The following is a 17,281-nucleotide window of genomic DNA, read 5'->3' on the forward strand; positions in this document are numbered from 1 at the left end:
GCAACCGGTGACCCCATGCCTGCAAAGCCTCCGCTGACCCTCCGCCTGTGCGAACCGCGCGGCTTTTGCGCCGGCGTTGACCGCGCCATCCAGATCGTCGTCCTTGCGCTGAAGAAATACGGCGCGCCGGTCTATGTCCGCCATGAGATCGTGCACAACAAGTTCGTGGTCGAGGGACTCAGGGCCCGGGGCGCCGTCTTCATCGAGGAACTCGACGAAATCCCGGGTGACCATCGCGATGCGCCGGTCGTCTTTTCCGCCCATGGCGTGCCGAAGTCGGTTCCTGCCCACGCGGAGGAACTGAACCTTCTATATCTCGACGCCACCTGTCCGCTGGTGTCCAAGGTCCACAAGCAGGCGATGCGCCACCAGCGTCTCGGCCGCCATGTCCTGCTCATCGGCCACGCCGGCCATCCCGAAGTGATCGGAACCATGGGGCAGTTGCCGGACGGTGCCGTGTCGCTGATCGAGACCGCCGACGACGCAAGGCGTTTTTCGCCGCCGGCCGGTGCGGCCCTCGGCTACGTCACGCAGACCACGTTGTCGGTTGACGATACCGCCGGCATCGTGGCTGCGCTCGAGGAAACGTTTCCGGACATCCACGCGCCGGCAGCCGAAAGCATCTGTTATGCGACCACCAACCGCCAGGAGGCCGTGAAGCAGGCTGCGCCCGGCTGCGGGCTTTTCCTCGTGGTCGGCGCACCCAATTCGTCCAATTCCCGCCGCCTGGTGGAGGTCGCCGAACGGGCGGGCGCAGCTCGGGCGGCGCTCGTCCAGCGCGCCGCCGAGATCGACTGGGCCACGGCCGATGGCGTCGCGACCGTCGGCATCTCCGCCGGGGCGTCGGCACCCGAGATCATTGTCGACGAGATCATCGCCGCCTTTCGCGAGCGTTTCGACGTCACGCTCGATATTGCGCTGACCGCCGAGGAGAACGAAACCTTTCCGGTCATGCGCACGCTGCGCGACGTCGACCTGACCGCGGCTGACATGGCATTCGTGAACGGGGACCGGTAATGGCCGTCTACACAGACATCTCCGAAGAGGAACTGGCTGCCTTCCTGGCCGATTATCCGGTCGGCGAACTTCTCTCCTACAAGGGGATCGCCGAGGGTGTGGAGAATTCCAACTACCTCCTCCACACGGGCGAGGGCCATTTCATCCTCACGCTCTACGAAAAGCGCGTAAATCCTGACGATTTGCCCTTCTTCGTCGGCCTGATGGAGCATCTGGCCCGGAACGGCGTCACCTGTCCGCAGCCGGTCAAGCGCGCCGACGGCGGCGCGATCGGCAGGCTTGCCGGTCGCCCGGCGGCCATCGTGACCTTCCTGGATGGCATGTGGCCACGTCGGCCGACCGCCGCCCATTGCCGGGAAGTCGGCGCCGCGCTGGCGCAAATGCACCTGGCCGGCCAGGACTTTGCGATCACCCGGCCAAACGCGCTCGGCGTTTCCGGCTGGCGTCCGTTGTTCAACCTGGCGGCCGACCGGGCCGACGAGGTGGAACCGGGCCTGCATGCCGAGGTTTCCGGCGAACTCGACATTCTCGAGGCAACCTGGCCGTCGGACCTGCCGTCCGGCGTCATCCATGCCGATCTCTTCCCCGACAACGTGTTCTTCCTCGGCAAGACGCTGTCAGGCCTGATCGATTTCTATTTCGCCTGCAACGACCTGCTGGCCTATGACGTCGCGGTCTGTCTCAACGCCTGGTGCTTCGAGCGCGATTTCTCCTTCAACATCACGAAGGGGCAGGCCCTGCTTGCCGGATACCAGTCCGTGCGGCACCTCAGCCCGGACGAGAGGGACGCTTTGCCGCTGCTGGCCCGTGGCGCGGCGCTGCGCTTCCTGCTGACCCGGCTCTACGACTGGCTGAACACGCCGCCAGGGGCCGTGGTGACGAAGAAGGATCCAAAGGAATACCTGCGCCGCCTGCGTTTCCACGCGCAAATCCGCGACGCCGTCGAATACGGCCTGGAGCCGGCATGAAGACGGTCGAGATCTTCACCGACGGCGCCTGTTCCGGCAACCCGGGTCCGGGCGGCTGGGGCGCGATCCTGCGCTACAACGGCAACGAGAAGGAACTGAACGGCGGCGAGGCGCAGACGACCAACAACCGCATGGAGCTCATGGCTGCCATCGAGGCGCTGGGCGCGCTCAAGGAGCGCTGCAAGGTCGATCTCTACACCGACAGCGTTTACGTGCGTGACGGCATCAAGGGCTGGATCCATGGCTGGAAGAAGAACGGCTGGAAGACCGCCGCGAAAAAGCCGGTCAAGAATGCGGAACTCTGGCAGGCGCTGGACGAGGCGCGGGGACGTCACGATGTCACCTGGCACTGGATCAAGGGCCATGCCGGACACCCGGAAAACGAGCGCGCCGACGAACTGGCGCGCCAGGGCATGGAACCGTTCAAGCCTCAGCGCGGAAAGATGACCGGGTAGAGCGTAGCGACCAGCAGCAGAGCCATGGCCACGTTGAAGGCGCGCAGGCGCACCGGGCTGGTCAGGAACCGGCGCAACTCGCGTCCGGCAACGACCCAGATGCTCACCGATGGCAGGTTGATCACCCCGAAAACGAGGGCTGTGAAAAGCGCGGCAGCAAGACCGTGATCCGGCGAATAGACGCTGATGGCCGTCAGGGCCATCGCCCAGGCCTTGGGGTTGACCCATTGGAAGGCGGCGGCTTGCAGGAACGTCATCGGCCGGACGGAGGCTGACCGCTCGCCAGGCCCCGAGGCATTGGCGATCTTCCAGGCCAGGTACAGGAGATAGGCGACGCTGACGACCTTCAGCACGTCATGGGCGGCTGGATAGGCGTCGAAGGCGCTCGCCAGACCGATCCCGACGACGAAGACCATGAAGGTAAAGCCGATCGTCACGCCCATCATGTGCGGGAGGGTGCGGCCAAAACCGAAATTGGCGCCCGAAGCCATCAGCATCAGGTTGTTCGGTCCCGGCGTGATCGACGAGACGAGAGAGAACGCGGCCAGCGCGAGGAGGAGATTGCTGCTCATGCTGCGATCATCGGTTGCCACGCGCGAAATGAAATTGCAAACATTCGGCTGTTCGCCCGATTTTCACAACCAGGTTCGGCAATGGACGAGATCGACAGAAAGATATTGCGGGAATTGTCGGTGCGCGGCCGGATCAGCAATCTCGACCTGGCCGAGAGGATCGGGCTGTCACCGTCCGCCTGCCTGCGCCGGACCCAGGAACTGGAACGCAGCGGCGTCATTTCCGGCTACCGCGCCGTCATAAACCCGGCCGCGCTTGGTAAGGGGTTCGTCGCCTACGTCACGGTTGGCCTCAACGACCATTCCAAGGCGTCCCAGAAAGCGTTTGAAACCGCCATGCAGACGGCCGGCCAGGTCACCGAGTGCCACAATGTCACGGGCACCGTGGAATATCTCCTGCGCGTCGAGACCGAGGACCTCGCCAGCTACAAGCGGTTCCACACGGAGGTTCTGGGCCTGCTGCCCCAGGTCAATTCCATCACGTCCTACATCGTCATGGAATCGACCAAGAACCAGCACGCCTGAGCGTGCTGGCCGGCGGTCTGGGTTCACAGCTGCGCCAGGATGCCCTCGGCGCTGGAGGCTTCGGCCTTGCCCGGCGAATCCTCGATGTTGAGAGCGCTGACCGTGCCGTCCTTGACGATCATCGAGAAGCGCTTCGAGCGCACGCCCAGGCCTGCTGCACCCAGGTCGATATCGAGGCCGGTCGCCTTGGCGAAGGCGCCGCTGCCATCCGCCAGGTAGAGGATCTTGTCCTTGCCGCCCGTCGCGTCTTCCCAGGCTTTCATCACGAATGCGTCGTTGACCGCAACCACGGCAATCGTGTCCACGCCCTTGGCCTTGATGGCATCGTGATGCTCGATGAAGCCGGGCAGGTGGTTCATGGAACACGTGGGCGTGAAGGCGCCCGGCACGCCGAACAGAACCACCGTCTTGTCCGCGAAAATATCCTGCGTGGACAGTTTCGCCGGCCCGTCGGCCGTGGAGGCGGTGAAGGTGGCATCAGGCAGCTTGTCGCCGGCCGAAATCGTCATGGGATCCTCATCTGTTTGTTCCGGTTGGGTCGGTGCATGCCGCGCCAACTGGCGGGCACCACGCCATCTAGGTCAGGCTCGACGGACGTAAAGGGGGACGGATTGTCAGGGAACGGAGAACTGGCCGCTGACCGCTTCGTCACCACTCGTCAGCGTGAAATCGGCCGACAGGCCGTCCGCTGCCTTTGGCTTTGAGAGCACCTTGGCCTGGAAGGTCAGCTTGTCTCCGTCCCGCCTGCTGAGCGTCGGCACATCCAGCATCCAGCCGCCCCCGGGAGCCAGGAACAGGTCCGGCAGGGCCTCGCCCGCCGGTACATTGGCCTCGATCGTCAACATCCCGTCGTTCAGCCGGGCGCCGGTCACCGAAAACCCTGCCCGGGGCGGCGGGGGGAGCGCCGCGAACGCAGCCTCGACCAGCGGCTCGCTGGCCGGTGCCCTGGGATCGGCCTGGAGTGAGAAACTCATCTGGACCGGGATGCAGATGTCCTTGCAGATGCCCAGGAAAGCGGAAGTTTCCATGGCGACCGGCATGGCCGGGTCTTCGATCGGAAATTCCAGCGCGATGGCCATCGGCTCGCTGTAGCCCGCCCAGGTGGACCATTCGTCCTTGTAGCGGTGCGGTGCCGGAAAATGCATCGACACGCCCGTAACGTTCTTGCCCTGGACGATGGTGAGGGTCGGCGGCACGCCGGCATCGCCGGGTTCGCGCCAGTACGTCTTCCATCCTGGCAGCAGGCGGATTTCCAGTGCGCCCCGCAGGAGGCCGTCGGGTCCGGCCTGGTCTTCCGTGACGAGGCGCAGTTTGGCGCCTTCCATCGATTGCCAGGCGGAACTGGCGGCATGGGCACTGCCGGCGAACGCCAGCGAAACGAAAACCGCCGTGGAGAAACGAAGTCGGGTCATGGCAGGAATTGGCTGTTGCTCATGGATTGTTGATGCCCCCGCCAGCCCCGACATGCAAGACGGTCTCGATGACGTTTGCATGATACGTGCGTGATCTTTGCTGCTGCGGCAGCGGCCGCCGCGCTTCGGGGTTGGCCATAGCCGCTGGCAGGGCGGACAACATTGATCGGGCAGGGGGCTTTCCATGCGCCCCGGTTTGGCGCTAGCATTCACGGCGATGGAGGCACGATATGAGCGGTAACTGGCTTGACGGACAATTCCTGATTGCCATGCCCGGCATGGCGGACACGCGGTTTGAGAAGACCGTGATCTACATGTGCGCGCATTCCGCCGATGGCGCGATGGGGCTGGTGATCAACAAGCGCCAGGACATGGTGTTCCCCGATCTCCTGGTCCAGCTCGGCATCATCGGCGAGGCCGATGCCATTCGCCTGCCGCAATCGGCCCGCGACATGATCGTTCGCGATGGCGGTCCGGTTGAGCGCAGCCGCGGTTTCGTGCTTCACACCGGCGACTATGCCGCCGATTCGTCCATGGAAATCGGGTCCGGCCTGTGCCTCACCGCCACGGTCGACGTGCTGCGGGCGATTTCCCGCGGCAGCGGCCCGGAACAGGCCATCATGGCGCTGGGCTATGCCGGGTGGTCTCCGGGCCAGCTCGAGCAGGAGATCAGCGCAAACGGATGGCTGACCTGCCCGGCCTCGGCGGACCTCGTCTTCGAAGCCGATATCGATGAACTCTATGACCTGACGCTCAACCGGCTCGGCATCGATCCGGTTTTCCTGAGCACCGAGGCCGGCCACGCCTGACCCCCGTTGGAGCAGCGTCGACGGCCGACCCGTATGACGCGCCGGCTTGTGGCCCCCTGTCAGGCGGCTACCAGCGGGTTCTGTTCCTTGATCGCCTGGAGTGCCGCCTGCGGTTCCATCGGTTCGCCGAACAGGAAGCTTTGCACGTAGTCGCAGCCAGCCTCGGCAATATCCTGTGCGACGGGCATGTCGGAGACGCCCTCGGCGACCACCTTGAGCCCGAGATTGCCGGCCATGGAAATGATCGAACGCAGCAGGACGAGGCGCTGCGGCGAATCCGCTTCCAGGAAGCTGCGGTCGATCTTCAGCGTGTCGAACGGGAAACGGGTCAGGTAGGACAGCGACGAGAACCCGGTGCCGAAATCGTCCAGCGACAGGCCGATGCCGATCTCGCGCAGGCGCTTGAGCACGGACGTGGCCTGTTCCGGGTTGCTCATCACCAGCGATTCGGTCAGCTCCAGCCGGAAGTTGGCGGCCGGCAGGTTGGTCCGCGTCAGCACGGAGCGGACATCGGCCACCAGGTCCTGGCGCATCAGTTGACGGCTCGACAGGTTGACGGAGACGAACAGGTCGTCCTTGGCGGTTTCGCCGAGCCAGGATTTCAGGTCGCTGGCTGCCGACTGCATGGCGAACAGGCCGATCGGCACGATCAGCCCGGTCGTTTCGGCGATCGGGATGAAGTCGCTCGGCGGAATCGTGCCGCGCCGTGGATGCTCCCATCGCACCAGCGCCTCGAACCCGGCGATCGCGCCGTCCTTGAGACTGACGATCGGCTGGTAGGCGAGCGCCAGTTCCTGCCGCTCGATGGCGCGCCGCAAGTCGGCTTCCAGCGCCAGCTTGTCCGTGCCGATGGTCCGGAAAGCCGGGCGGAACGGCTCGATCCGGTCGCCGCCGAAACGCTTGGCCTGGTGCAGCGCCAGTTCGGCATCCTTGACCAGGTCCTGCGCGGTCTCCTGTGTTCCGCTCCACGTTACCAGGCCCATCGAGGCGGTCAGCACGATCTCGCGCTTGGCGAAGGTGATGGGAGCGCTGATGGCCTTGCGCACCGCATCGGCGAAGGCAGCGATGCGCGCCGGGTCCTGCTCCGAAAGCAGCGCCAGCGCGAACTGGTCGCCGGAAAAGCGCGCCAGCGTGTCCTTGGGCTTTAGCAGGCGGGTCAGGCGGCGCGCCAGCGTCAGCAGGATCGTATCGCCGGCCGAAATGCCGAGGCTTTCGTTGACCTGCTTGAACCGGTCCACGTCGATGACGAAGATGGTCGGCTTGACCGTCTCCTCCGTCTGGGCAATGGCGATGATTCCTTCCAGCCGGCTCATGAACAGTTCGCGCGTCGGCAGTCCGGTCAGGTTGTCGTGGACGGCGTCGTGCAGCAGGCGCTCCTCGGCCTTCTTCTGCTCGGTGACATCGGCCAGCGTGCCGACGCAGCGGATCACCTCGCCGTCCGAGCCGATCACCGGGCGCGCGCGCAGCACGAAATACTGGTAGTGGCCATCGGCACCACGCAGGCGGAAGGCCTGGTGAATGCGCCCGCGCCGGTGCTCCAGCACCATGTCCAGCGTGGTGCGGAAATGGTCGCGGTCGTCCGGGTGCAGGATGGGCAGCCAGTTGCGGGCAGGGCCGCGCAACGTGTCGGCCGGCAGGCCCATCTGCTTGCAGACGTCGGGACGGGTGACCACGCGGTCGCGTGCGACGTCCCAGTCGAACACCATGTAGCCGGACCCGGAAATTGCCAGCGCCTGCCGTTCCATGTCGGAGAACAGCCCCTGGTGCAGCGCACCGCCGGAAAACGCATGCTGCATCACCGTGAAGCCGATCAGGAGCACGATGAGGATGAGGCCGCCGCCGAGTGCCGGCTGGATGATGTCGTTGTCGATCATCCCGGTCACGGTCATCCAGCCGCCCACCAGCCAGGCCAGCGTCAGCAGCCAGCTCGGGATGAGCATGATCGCCCGGTCATAGGCCTGCAGCGACAGGTAGATGATGAGTCCGAGGCCCACGGCGGCGGTCAGCGCGAACGAGAAGCGGGAAATGCCGGCGGCCACGGGCGGGTCGAAAACGGCGACGCCGGCAAGGCCCATCAGCATCAGCACCCAGAGCACCGCGCCATAGGCAAAGTGCATGTGCCAGCGATTGAGGTTCAGGTAGCTGAACAGGAACAGGACGAGCGTCAGCGCCAGCGCCACCTCGGACCCGGCGCGCCAGATCTGCTCGCTGCCGGGCGAAATGTCGATGACCCGGTTCAGGAACCCGAAGTCGATGGAAACATAGGCCAGAACCGCCCAGGCCAGTGCGGCGGTGGCGGGAAAAAGGGTTGTTCCCTTGACCACGAACAGGATCGTCAGGAACAGCGCCAACAGGCCGGCGATCCCGATCACGATGCCGCGGAACAGCGTGTAGGAGTTGATCGAATCCTTGTAGGCGTCCGGCTCCCAGAGATAGACCTGCGGCAGGCGCGACGAGGCGAGCTCGGCCACGAACGTGATCACCGCGCCTGGGTTGATCGTCACGTAGAAGACATCGGCATCCGGGGCATCCTCACGGTCGAGCGCGAAGCCTTCCGACGGCGTGATGTTGACGATGCGCCGCGAGCCGAGATCGGGCCAGAACAGCCCGGACCCCGGCAGCCGGTAGTGCGGCGCCACGATGATGCGGTCGAGCTGCTGGTCGGTCGGGTTGGCAATGGCGAAAACGGCCCAGTCGGTGCTCGTTTCCGGCTCCAGGGCCTCCACCTCGATGCGTCGGACAATGCCGTCGGCGCCCGGAGCTGTCGAGGTCTGGAAGCTCGGTCCGCGGCCCCGGTAGATGTCGACGGCCTGCGACAGGTCGAGCGCCACGTCGTCGCGGCTGATCTTGATGGCTTCGAATGCGCTTGCGCTGACGCAAGGCAGGATCGCGAACATGGCGAGAACCATGATCATGCGCGCGAAGATGGCTTTTGCCCCGGTCACCCGATTCTTGCCCCGTTTGTTTCCGCGCGGTCGTCGATCCGCGCGTATAGGATGTGGTCTCGCCACGAGCCGGCGATTCTCAAGTAGGATCGAAGCAGTCCTTCGCGCTCGAATCCGGCTTTTTCAAGCACGCGCATCGATCGGTTGTTGCCGGGAATACAGGCAGCTTCGAGCCGGTGCAACCCGAGTTCCCCGAAGGCATGACGGACAAGGGCCTCAAGCGCTTCCGCCATCAGGCCCTGGCCGGCGTGGCGCGCGCCCATCCAGTAGCCGATCTGCCCCGATTGCGCGACGCCGCGGCGGATGTTGCCGATGCTGATGCCGCCGGCCAGCACGCGACCGCCGTCGATGAAGACGAAGAAGGGCATCCCGGTTCCCTGCGCGATGTCCGCGCGATAGCGCCGCATGCGCTCCTTCCACGCCGGGCGGTCGAGATCGTCCGGCGGCCATTCCGGCTCCCAGGGTTCCAGGAAGGCACGGCTCTCGGTTCTCAGCGCTGCCCAAGCCGCATGATCGGATGTTTCAGGCCGGCGCAGCAGCACGCGTTCGTGAACCAGGACCGGACCGGAAGGCCGCAGGCCGGGCAGCGTCAGCATCGCGGCCGGCTCCGGCCGTCAGACGGCCAGGCGCCGCAGGTCACCGGACCCGGATCCGAGTGCGCCGGCCACCGCCTCGTAATGCGGCAGCGTGTCGATCGGGCCGATCGCGGCGATGGTCGGCTGGATGCCGCCGAACAGGCGTTGTGCCAGGTCTGTGAGCCTTTCCACGGTGATCTTCGACAGCCGGTCCATCAGCTCGTCGCTGTCGATCGGCCGGCCGAAGAGAAGCATCTGCCGCGCGATCTGGCTGGCCCGGCTCGTCGCGCTCTCGCGGCTCATGGCCAGCGCCGCGCGGTATTGCGCCCGCGCCCGGTCCAGTTCGTCCTGGCCGATGTGGTCGCTCGTCTTGCGCAATTCGTCGAGCAGCACCGGCACCAGTTCGGCGATGTCTTCCGCGCCGGTGGCGGCGTGAACGCCGAACACCCCGGTATCCGAGAAGCCCCAGTGGAAGGCGTAGACCGAGTAGCAGAGACCGCGCGTCTCGCGCACTTCCTGGAAGAGGCGCGACGACATGCCGCCGCCGAGGATCGAGGACAGGATCTGCGAGGCGTAGAAATCCCGCACGTGGTAGGCCCGGCCCTCGAAGCCGAGCAGGATCTGCGCGTCCATCAGGTCGCGGCTTTCGCGGTAGTCGCCGCCCACGTAATGGGCGTAGGGCGGGAAGGGCGCGGCGGCCTTGGCGCGGAAATGTCCGAACTTCTTCTCCGCCTCGCGCACGAACTTGTCGTGGTCCACGCCACCGGCGGCCACCAGGATCATCCGATCGGCGCCGTACTGGCGTTCCATGTAGTCGCGCAGGCGCTGCGATGTGAAACCCTGAACCGTGTCCTTGGTGCCCAGGATCGACCGGCCGATGGTCTGGTGACGGAACGCCGTCTCGGTGAAGCGGTCGAAGACGATGTCGTCGGGCGTGTCATGCGCTGCGCCGATCTCCTGCAGGATCACGTGCTGCTCGCGCTCCAGTTCCACCGGGTCGAACCGCGAATCCGTCAGGATGTCGGCCAGGATATCCACCGCCAGCGGCACGTCGTCCTTGAGGACCCGCGCGTAAAAGGAGGTCGTTTCCACGCTCGTCGCCGCGTTGATCTCGCCGCCGACATCCTCGATGTCCGTGGCGATCTGGCGCGCGGACCGGCTGCCGGTTCCCTTGAAGGCCATGTGCTCCAGCAGGTGGGCGATGCCATGCTCGTCGTCGCGTTCGTTGCGCGACCCGGACTTGATCCAGACGCCGAGCGTCACGCTTTCGATGTGCGGCATGGTCTCGGTCGCGACCACGAGGCCGTTCGACAGACGGCTGACTTCCACGCCCATGAAAAACCCTTCTCCCTAGTTTGCCGCTCTCGTGTGGCGGCTAACATGATCTTCCAACATTTTTTCGTCCGATGGAAGGACGGCGAAACTCTCTTTTCGTTCCATCAGGTCCGATAGCCAGGCGGGCAGGGCGGGCTCCACGCCACAGGCGGCCCTGACCGCGTCCGGGAATTTCGCCGGGTGGGCGGTGGCAAGCACGACCATCGGCACCTCGGGATCGCCGTGCTCGCGGGATACCTTCATGCCCGCCGCCGAATGCGGATCGAGGAGGTAGCCGGAATTTTCCAGCACCGTGGCGATCGTCGCCGCGGTCTCGTCCTGTGTCGACCGGCCGGCGGCAAAGCCGGAGCGGATCGCCGCCAGCGTGCCGGGCGCGATCTCGAAGGCTCCGGACTGCTTCAGGCTGTCCATGGCGGCGCGCACCGCCGCGCCGTCACGCCCGCCGGCCTCGAACAGCAGCCGCTCGAAATTGGACGAGATCTGGATGTCCATCGACGGGGACGTCGTCGCCGTCACGCCGCGCATCTCGTAGCGTCCGGTCGCCAGCGTGCGCGCCAGGATGTCGTTGTCGTTCGTCGCGATGACGAGGCGCTCCACCGGCAGGCCCATGCGTTTCGCGCAATAGCCTGCGAAGATGTCGCCGAAATTCCCGGTCGGGACCGTGAAGCTCACCGGGCGGTCCGGCGCACCCAGCGACAGCGCCGAGGAGAAATAATAGACGATCTGCGCCATGATGCGCGCCCAGTTGATCGAGTTGACCCCGGACAGCCGCATCGAATCGCGGAAAGCGTGGTGGTTGAACATCGCCTTCACGTGGTTCTGGCAATCGTCGAAATTGCCCTTGATCGCCAGCGCATGAACGTTGGACGCGGTCGACGTCGTCATCTGGCGCTGCTGCACCGGCGACACGCGGCCTTCCGGAAACAGGATGAAGATGTCGGTGCGCTCTCGCCCGGCAAAGGCGTCAATGGCCGCGCCGCCGGTGTCGCCCGACGTGGCGCCAACGATGGTCGCCCGCTCGCCGCGCGCTGCCAGCACGTGGTCCATGAGCCGTGCCAGCAACTGCATCGCCACGTCCTTGAAGGCCAGCGTCGGTCCGTGGAAAAGCTCCAGCACGAACTCGTTGGATCCGGTCTGCACGATCGGGCACACCGCGTCGTGGCGGAATGTCGCATAGGCCTCGCGGACGATGGCCTCGAAGGCGTCGCGCTCCATTTCGCCGCCGGTGAACGGCCACAGCACCCTGATGGCCAGCTCGGGATAGGGCAGTCCACGCATGGCGCGGATGTCGTCGGCGGAAAACTGCGGCCAGGTTTCGGGCACGTAGAGGCCGCCGTCACGGGCGAGTCCGGCCAGCAGCGCGTCGCTGAAACCGAGAACGGGCGCCTGGCCCCGCGTGCTGACATATCGCATCGTCACTGCCGTTTTCCTTTTCTGTTCCTGCGGAATGCGCCATACCGGCTCTGTTGCCGCCGCCTGTCGCAATTTCGCTGCGGCGCTGGTATAGAGCATGTCGTTTATGACATGGAAGTGCGATTGAAGGGTTTTTGCGGGTGATGTCGAAGCGTGTTCTCTTTCAGGTCGCCGTGTTTGGTTTCGCGGTCGTCCTCTCCGCCTGTCAGTCCTCGGACACCGCCGGGACGCTGGATGTGTCGCGCAAGGATGCGCCGCCGACGGAAAAGGTGACGCAGGACGAGTTGCAGGCCTATTGCCCGCGTGTCAGCCTGCGCGAGGGTACGGCATATTTTTCAACCTATCCCAAGGGCGCGGAAAGAAATCGCGACAACGTCCGCTACCAGGCCTCGATCACCGACGTGTCGCGCTCGTGCAAGTATGTCGATGGTGGCCTGACGATGGAGGTCGGTGTCGCCGGCCGTGTCGTGCTGGGGCCGAAGGGCTCTGCCGGAACCATCGAGATGCCGATCCGCGTCGCCGTCGTGGAAGGCGATCGGGTGCTCTATTCCGAATTGCACAAGGACAAGGTCGATATCGGTCAGGCCGGAACGACGCAGTTCGTCTTTACCGATCCGAACGTCAACCTGCCGCGCCCGAGCGGGCCGAACTACCAGGTTTTCGTCGGCTATGACGAGGGGCCGGTCAAGGCCAAGTGACCGGCGGCCGGCCGGTCAGTCCAGCACGCCGAATTCACAAAGCGCGGCCGTCACGGCGGCGAAATCGGACAGCTTGCTGATCACGGTTTCCGCGCCCGCGTCGATCAGCCGGTCGCCGTGGCCCATGTAGGTGTGCGAGGCGCCGGTAAAGCCGATCACCCGCATGCCCGCGGCCCTTGCGCCGGCCACGCCATGAACGCTGTCCTCCAGCACGAAGCAATTGGCCGGGTCGGCGCCCGACTGCCGGGCGGCATGCAGGTAGATGTCCGGCGCCGGCTTCTCGCGCACGCCTTCCAGGCTCTTGGCCGAGAACACCGGTCCGCCGATGAAGGCGGCCAGGCCCGTCTTGTCCAGTTCCAGCTTCAGCCGCTCGTCACTGGAATTGGAGCACAGGCATCGCTTCGGCCCGGCAGCCAGCAGGGCCTCGCGCGCGCCCTCGACGGCCTTGAGTTCGCGCTTCAGGCGGTCGTCGATCATCTTGTCGGCACGCGCCACCATGGAAAGCTGGAAGACGATGCCCGCTTCCCGCTCGATTTCCTGAAGCGCCTGGGTGAAGGTCAGCCCGGCGAACCGTTCGGCCATCGCCTCGGCCTCGATCGGGTATCCGGCCTCGGTCAGCAGTTGCGCGTCCACCCGCGCAGCGATGATTTCGGAATCGACGAGAACGCCGTCGCAGTCGAAGATCACGAGATCGGGGGCAGGCATGGCAGGTCCGCTTCTGGCTGGAAAAACAAAATCCGGGCGCACAAAGGCCCGGACACGACGTGTTATAGGGATCCGCAGGGGGAGGTTCAAGCGCGACCCCGGCAAACAGTTCCTCAGGTGCCTGCCGGCACCGTAATGGTCGTTTCGATGCGCTCTCCCGCGTTCACGGGAATGTCCTTGCGCACGTTGGCGCCTGCAGCGACCGCGTGCACCTCGACCGAGCCGGCGCCGACATAGCGCGTCGTCGGCCCGGTTCCCTTGTCCTGTCCTCCGACATAGATCATCTCGATGCGCGCGTCGGACAAGGTCTCGCCACTGCCTTCCAGCACCGGGGTCACGGTCAGGATCCCCGCATCGAAGATCATCTCCGCCACGACCCCGTGATCGCCATCCGGCTCGACGAGCAGTTCGTTGCGCAGGGCGCCAAGGCTGGCGACGCCGACATGGATCCCTGCCGGCAGGCTGAATTCCGCTTCGCCGCCATCGCCTTCCGCCACCGGCTCCGGGCTGCGCCGTCCGTCGTCGCCAAGCCGGAAGAAGGCCCAGTGCACGGGTGCGTCCCGTTCCATCACCGGTCCGCCCTCGGCGAGATAGGCGAGGGCGTGAACCCGGAAGGTCGCCGCGTCGCCGGCCTGCGAAATGCCGCTGGCGAGAAGAAGGGCGAAGAACGAAAGGGCTGGGCGCAGGAGAAACATTGGCAGGGTCCGCAGGATCGGTTTCGGTGGGCGCGCGGTCTTCGCACGGTCTTCGAAAACTGGCAATTGGATGCTTTGCCTTAACCGGATGTTCACCACGACCGGTAACCATGATCGCAGTTCTTGCGTAATGCGTAACCAGGTGCGTTCATGACCGCTATTCGACTAGTCGATGATTTGACTCCGACGTCCAGGAAGGCCGACTGGATCGATACGATCCTCAAGGGCGATTGCGTGGCCGCGCTCGACCGCCTGCCGGAAAAGTCGGTCGACATGATCTTCGCCGATCCGCCCTACAACCTGCAGCTTGAAGGCACGTTGCATCGCCCCGACCAGTCGCGCGTCGACGCCGTGGACGATCACTGGGACCAGTTCGACAGCTTCCAGGCCTATGACGCCTTCACCCGCGCCTGGCTTCTGGCCGCGCGCCGCGTGCTGAAGCCGTCCGGCACGCTCTGGGTCATCGGTTCCTATCACAACATCTTCCGTGTCGGCGCCACGCTGCAGGACCTTGGCTTCTGGATCCTCAACGATGTCATCTGGCGCAAGGCCAACCCGATGCCGAATTTCCGCGGCAAGCGCTTCCAGAACGCCCACGAAACGCTGATCTGGGCCACGCGCGACCAGAACGCCAAGGGCTATACCTTCAATTACGAGGCCATGAAGGCGGCCAATGACGACGTGCAGATGCGTTCCGACTGGCTGTTTCCCATCTGCAATGGCGGCGAGCGCCTGAAGGATGGCGAGGGCAACAAGGTCCATCCCACGCAGAAGCCGGAGGCCCTGCTGGCACGCATCCTCAGCGCCACGACGAAACCGGGCGACGTGGTCCTCGATCCCTTCTTCGGCACCGGCACCACCGGCGCGGTGGCGCGCATGCTCGGCCGGCATTTCGTCGGCATCGAGCGCGAGCAGTCCTATATCGACGCCGCATCGGCCCGCATCGCCGGGGTGCGACGCCTTGATGGCGCAGAATTGAAGCAGCTGCAGCCCAAGCGGTCGGCGCCCCGCATCGCCTTCCTGTCGCTGCTGGAATCCGGCCTCGTGAAGCCCGGCATGACCCTGACCGATCACAAGAAGCGCTGGAACGCGACGGTGCGTGCCGACGGGACGCTGTCGAGCGGCCCGCACGAGGGCTCGATCCATCGCACCGGCGCGCTGGTCCAGGGGTTCGAGGCCTGCAACGGCTGGACCTTCTGGCACTTCGAGAAGGACGGCCGGCTTCATCCCATCGACGCGCTGCGCGAGGAAATCCGCACCGCCATGGCCGCGGCCGAAGGCTGAGCCCGGGCGGACAAGCAACACGTCCGCCGGTTCCCTCCAGTCTCGCGCGGATAGGCTACGCCCGGAGCCCATGGCTCCGGGCGTTATCGTTTTCAGGCAGGGATGCCCAGCGAAGCGAGGTCGGCGCGCAACTGCTCCGCACCCGTGAAGTGCACCGCCTGCCAGCCGGCGTCCCTGGCGCCGTCGACATTCTTCGGGCTGTCATCGATGAACAGGCTTGCCGACGGATCGAGGCCGAAAGTGTTGACGTGATGGTCGTAGATCTCGCGGTCGGGCTTGATCATGCCGATCAGCCCGGAGACTGTGACCCCGCGGCTCTCCGTCAGAAAGTCGAAGCGCCGGCTCGCCTCGGCGAACGTGTCCGCCGCGAAATTGGTCAGCATGGTCACGTCGTGGCCGTCCGTGACGAGCCGGCGAAGAATGGCGACGCTGTCGTCGTAGGCATGCGGCACCATGGCGTTCCAGTTCTCCCGGAATGCACGGATTTCGGCTTCCCACTCCGGATGACGGGCCATGAGTTCGGCCTCCGCCTCGCGCCAGCCGCGGCCGCGGTCCTGCTCGACGTTCCAGGCCCCGGTGCAGACGTTGTCGAAGAACCAGGCGCGTTTTTCGTCGTCCGGGATGATCGAGCGGTAGGGCAGTTCCGGGTCATAGTGGATCAGCACGCGGCCGATGTCGAAGACGATATGCCGGATGGCAGGCATGTACGGGTCTCACTTCTAGCGTTTCGTGATGCCGGGTATGGCCGATTCCAATGCCTTTTTCATGACAGTCGGCAAGGCTTCGCCGGCAAGCTCGTCGCTGGCCGACCACCACCGGCCGTCTCCGGCCGCCCGGGCGACCCCCTGCGCGCGCCAGACGGTCAGGCGCAGTTCGAAATGGGTGAAGACATGGCTGACCACGCCCGCCGCCTGCCAGTCGCCTTCAAAGGGCGCAGCGCCGGCATCGCTTGCGCCATCCTGCCGGGAGGACCAGGCCGTGGTCGGCAACCCGGCCATGCCGCCGAGCAGTCCGCTGTCCGGGCGTTTCTCCAGCAGAACCGCGCCATCGTCGCTGAGCGCCACGAAGGCGGCTCCGGTGCGAACCGGCTTGGCCTTCTTCGCCGCCTTCACCGGATAGGCCTCAGGATCCTCGCCGCGCATCAGGACCGCGCAGTCGTCGCGCAACGGGCAAAGCACGCAGGCCGGTCGGCGTGGCGTGCAGATCGTCGCGCCAAGATCCATCATCGCCTGGGCGAAGTCGCCCGGCCGGTCGTCCGGCACATCCGGCCCGAGCAGTGCCTTCACCGCGGCCTTCGCCGCCGGCATCGGGGCCGCGATCGCGCGATGGCGGGTCATCACGCGTTCGACATTGCCATCGACCACCGTCTCGCGCTGCCCGAAGGCGATCGCGGCGATCGCCGCTGCCGTGTAGTCGCCGATACCGGGCAGGGCCCGAAGGCCGGTCGCGGTCTCCGGAAACCGTCCGCCGTGATGAAGCGCCACCGCGTCCGCGCAGGCCTTCAGGTTGCGCGCCCGCGAATAGTAGCCGAGCCCGGCCCAGGCCTTCATGATCTCGTCTGCCTCGGCCCCGGCCAGCGCGGTCACGGTCGGCCATTGCTCGGTGAAACGGGCGAAATAGGGCTTCACCGCCGGCACGGTCGTCTGCTGCAGCATGACCTCCGAGAGCCAGACGCGGTAGGGGTCGGCCATTTCGCCGCGTGCCGCGCGGTCCGGCGTCAGCCGCCAGGGCAGGTCGCGGTGATGCCGGTCGTACCAGCCCAGCAGGCGGGCTGAAAAGGAAGCCCCTGCGGCGGTGGAATACGTGCTGCCCGTTGGCGCGTCGTTCATCTCGGTGCTATGTGTCATCGTGTCGTGCGGGGTGATCCGTGCGA

18 protein-coding genes are annotated in these 17,281 nt (G+C 65.6%); 7 read left to right on the forward strand and 11 right to left on the reverse strand.

The window, feature by feature from the left end; translation table 11 throughout:
- Positions 1 to 15 precede the first annotated feature (15 nt).
- From ispH to rnhA, 3 genes are read left to right on the forward strand one after another with little or no spacing between them, the layout of a single operon-like run.
- The gene (gene ispH / locus CSC94_RS11340) at positions 16 to 1,017 is read left to right on the forward strand and encodes a 4-hydroxy-3-methylbut-2-enyl diphosphate reductase (protein WP_099306452.1); all 1,002 of its coding nucleotides are present in this window, start codon (positions 16 to 18) and stop codon (positions 1,015 to 1,017) included.
- A complete protein-coding gene (locus tag CSC94_RS11345) occupies positions 1,017 to 1,985 on the forward strand; it encodes a homoserine kinase (protein ID WP_099306453.1) in 969 nt (322 codons plus the stop codon). The genes ispH and CSC94_RS11345 overlap by 1 nt, the downstream gene beginning before the upstream one ends.
- Positions 1,982 to 2,440, forward strand: a complete 459-nt coding sequence (rnhA, locus tag CSC94_RS11350; protein ID WP_099306454.1) for a ribonuclease HI — start codon at positions 1,982 to 1,984, stop codon at positions 2,438 to 2,440. The genes CSC94_RS11345 and rnhA overlap by 4 nt, the downstream gene beginning before the upstream one ends.
- Here the strand turns inward: rnhA and CSC94_RS11355 are convergent.
- Complete coding sequence (locus CSC94_RS11355; RefSeq protein WP_099306455.1) at positions 2,416 to 3,012, reverse strand: LysE family translocator; 597 nt, start codon at positions 3,010 to 3,012, stop codon at positions 2,416 to 2,418. The genes rnhA and CSC94_RS11355 overlap by 25 nt on opposite strands.
- An 81-nt stretch (positions 3,013 to 3,093) precedes the next feature.
- Between CSC94_RS11355 and CSC94_RS11360 the strand changes: the two genes are divergently transcribed.
- On the forward strand, positions 3,094 to 3,537 hold the full coding sequence (locus CSC94_RS11360) for an Lrp/AsnC family transcriptional regulator (RefSeq protein WP_099306456.1): 444 nt from the start codon (positions 3,094 to 3,096) through the stop codon (positions 3,535 to 3,537).
- Between the two features lie 23 nt (positions 3,538 to 3,560).
- Here the strand turns inward: CSC94_RS11360 and CSC94_RS11365 are convergent, their stop codons facing one another.
- Both CSC94_RS11365 and CSC94_RS11370 read right to left on the reverse strand, forming a co-directional pair.
- Complete coding sequence (locus CSC94_RS11365; RefSeq protein ID WP_099306457.1) at positions 3,561 to 4,046, reverse strand: peroxiredoxin; 486 nt, start codon at positions 4,044 to 4,046, stop codon at positions 3,561 to 3,563.
- Positions 4,047 to 4,151: 105 nt separating this feature from the next.
- Entirely contained in the window at positions 4,152 to 4,949 is a 798-nt protein-coding gene (locus tag CSC94_RS11370; RefSeq protein WP_165784403.1) for a protein-disulfide reductase DsbD domain-containing protein, read from the reverse strand.
- A 230-nt stretch (positions 4,950 to 5,179) separates the two neighbouring features.
- Between CSC94_RS11370 and CSC94_RS11375 the strand changes: the two genes are divergently transcribed.
- On the forward strand, positions 5,180 to 5,758 hold the full coding sequence (locus CSC94_RS11375) for a YqgE/AlgH family protein (protein ID WP_099306459.1): 579 nt from the start codon (positions 5,180 to 5,182) through the stop codon (positions 5,756 to 5,758).
- A gap of 59 nt (positions 5,759 to 5,817) precedes the next feature.
- Here the strand turns inward: CSC94_RS11375 and CSC94_RS11380 are convergent, their stop codons facing one another.
- From CSC94_RS11380 to thrC, 4 genes are read right to left on the reverse strand one after another with little or no spacing between them, the layout of a single operon-like run.
- On the reverse strand, positions 5,818 to 8,673 hold the full coding sequence (locus CSC94_RS11380) for an EAL domain-containing protein (RefSeq protein ID WP_099306493.1): 2,856 nt from the start codon (positions 8,671 to 8,673) through the stop codon (positions 5,818 to 5,820).
- A gap of 26 nt (positions 8,674 to 8,699) precedes the next feature.
- A complete protein-coding gene (locus CSC94_RS11385) occupies positions 8,700 to 9,299 on the reverse strand; it encodes a GNAT family N-acetyltransferase (protein WP_099306460.1) in 600 nt (199 codons plus the stop codon).
- Positions 9,300 to 9,317: 18 nt separating this feature from the next.
- A complete protein-coding gene (locus CSC94_RS11390) occupies positions 9,318 to 10,613 on the reverse strand; it encodes a M16 family metallopeptidase (RefSeq protein WP_099306461.1) in 1,296 nt (431 codons plus the stop codon).
- A 15-nt stretch (positions 10,614 to 10,628) separates the two neighbouring features.
- Positions 10,629 to 12,026: a threonine synthase gene (gene thrC, locus CSC94_RS11395; RefSeq protein ID WP_099306462.1), complete on the reverse strand. Its 1,398-nt coding sequence runs from the start codon at positions 12,024 to 12,026 to the stop codon at positions 10,629 to 10,631.
- Between the two features lie 143 nt (positions 12,027 to 12,169).
- On the opposite strand from thrC, the gene CSC94_RS11400 reads away from it, so the two are divergent.
- On the forward strand, positions 12,170 to 12,724 hold the full coding sequence (locus CSC94_RS11400; protein WP_099306463.1) for a hypothetical protein: 555 nt from the start codon (positions 12,170 to 12,172) through the stop codon (positions 12,722 to 12,724).
- A gap of 15 nt (positions 12,725 to 12,739) precedes the next feature.
- Here the strand turns inward: CSC94_RS11400 and CSC94_RS11405 are convergent, their stop codons facing one another.
- Both CSC94_RS11405 and CSC94_RS11410 read right to left on the reverse strand, forming a co-directional pair.
- Positions 12,740 to 13,429: an HAD family hydrolase gene (locus tag CSC94_RS11405; protein ID WP_099306464.1), complete on the reverse strand. Its 690-nt coding sequence runs from the start codon at positions 13,427 to 13,429 to the stop codon at positions 12,740 to 12,742.
- A gap of 113 nt (positions 13,430 to 13,542) precedes the next feature.
- Positions 13,543 to 14,124 carry a hypothetical protein gene (locus tag CSC94_RS11410; RefSeq protein WP_099306465.1) on the reverse strand — a complete coding sequence of 194 codons (582 nt, stop codon included), beginning with the start codon at positions 14,122 to 14,124 and terminating at the stop codon, positions 13,543 to 13,545.
- Positions 14,125 to 14,274: 150 nt separating this feature from the next.
- On the opposite strand from CSC94_RS11410, the gene CSC94_RS11415 reads away from it, so the two are divergent.
- Positions 14,275 to 15,408, forward strand: a complete 1,134-nt coding sequence (locus tag CSC94_RS11415; protein ID WP_099306466.1) for a site-specific DNA-methyltransferase — start codon at positions 14,275 to 14,277, stop codon at positions 15,406 to 15,408.
- A 92-nt stretch (positions 15,409 to 15,500) separates the two neighbouring features.
- Here CSC94_RS11415 and CSC94_RS11420 read toward each other — a convergent pair whose 3' ends face one another.
- Positions 15,501 to 16,112, reverse strand: coding sequence for an HAD family hydrolase (locus CSC94_RS11420; protein WP_099306467.1), 612 nt, complete (start codon positions 16,110 to 16,112; stop codon positions 15,501 to 15,503).
- A 15-nt stretch (positions 16,113 to 16,127) separates the two neighbouring features.
- Complete coding sequence (mutY, locus tag CSC94_RS11425; protein ID WP_099306494.1) at positions 16,128 to 17,255, reverse strand: A/G-specific adenine glycosylase; 1,128 nt, start codon at positions 17,253 to 17,255, stop codon at positions 16,128 to 16,130.
- Between the last annotated feature and the right edge of the window lie 26 nt (positions 17,256 to 17,281).

Origin of the sequence: Zhengella mangrovi, assembly GCF_002727065.1 — a bacterium.
Lineage (GTDB): Bacteria > Pseudomonadota > Alphaproteobacteria > Rhizobiales > Rhizobiaceae > Zhengella > Zhengella mangrovi.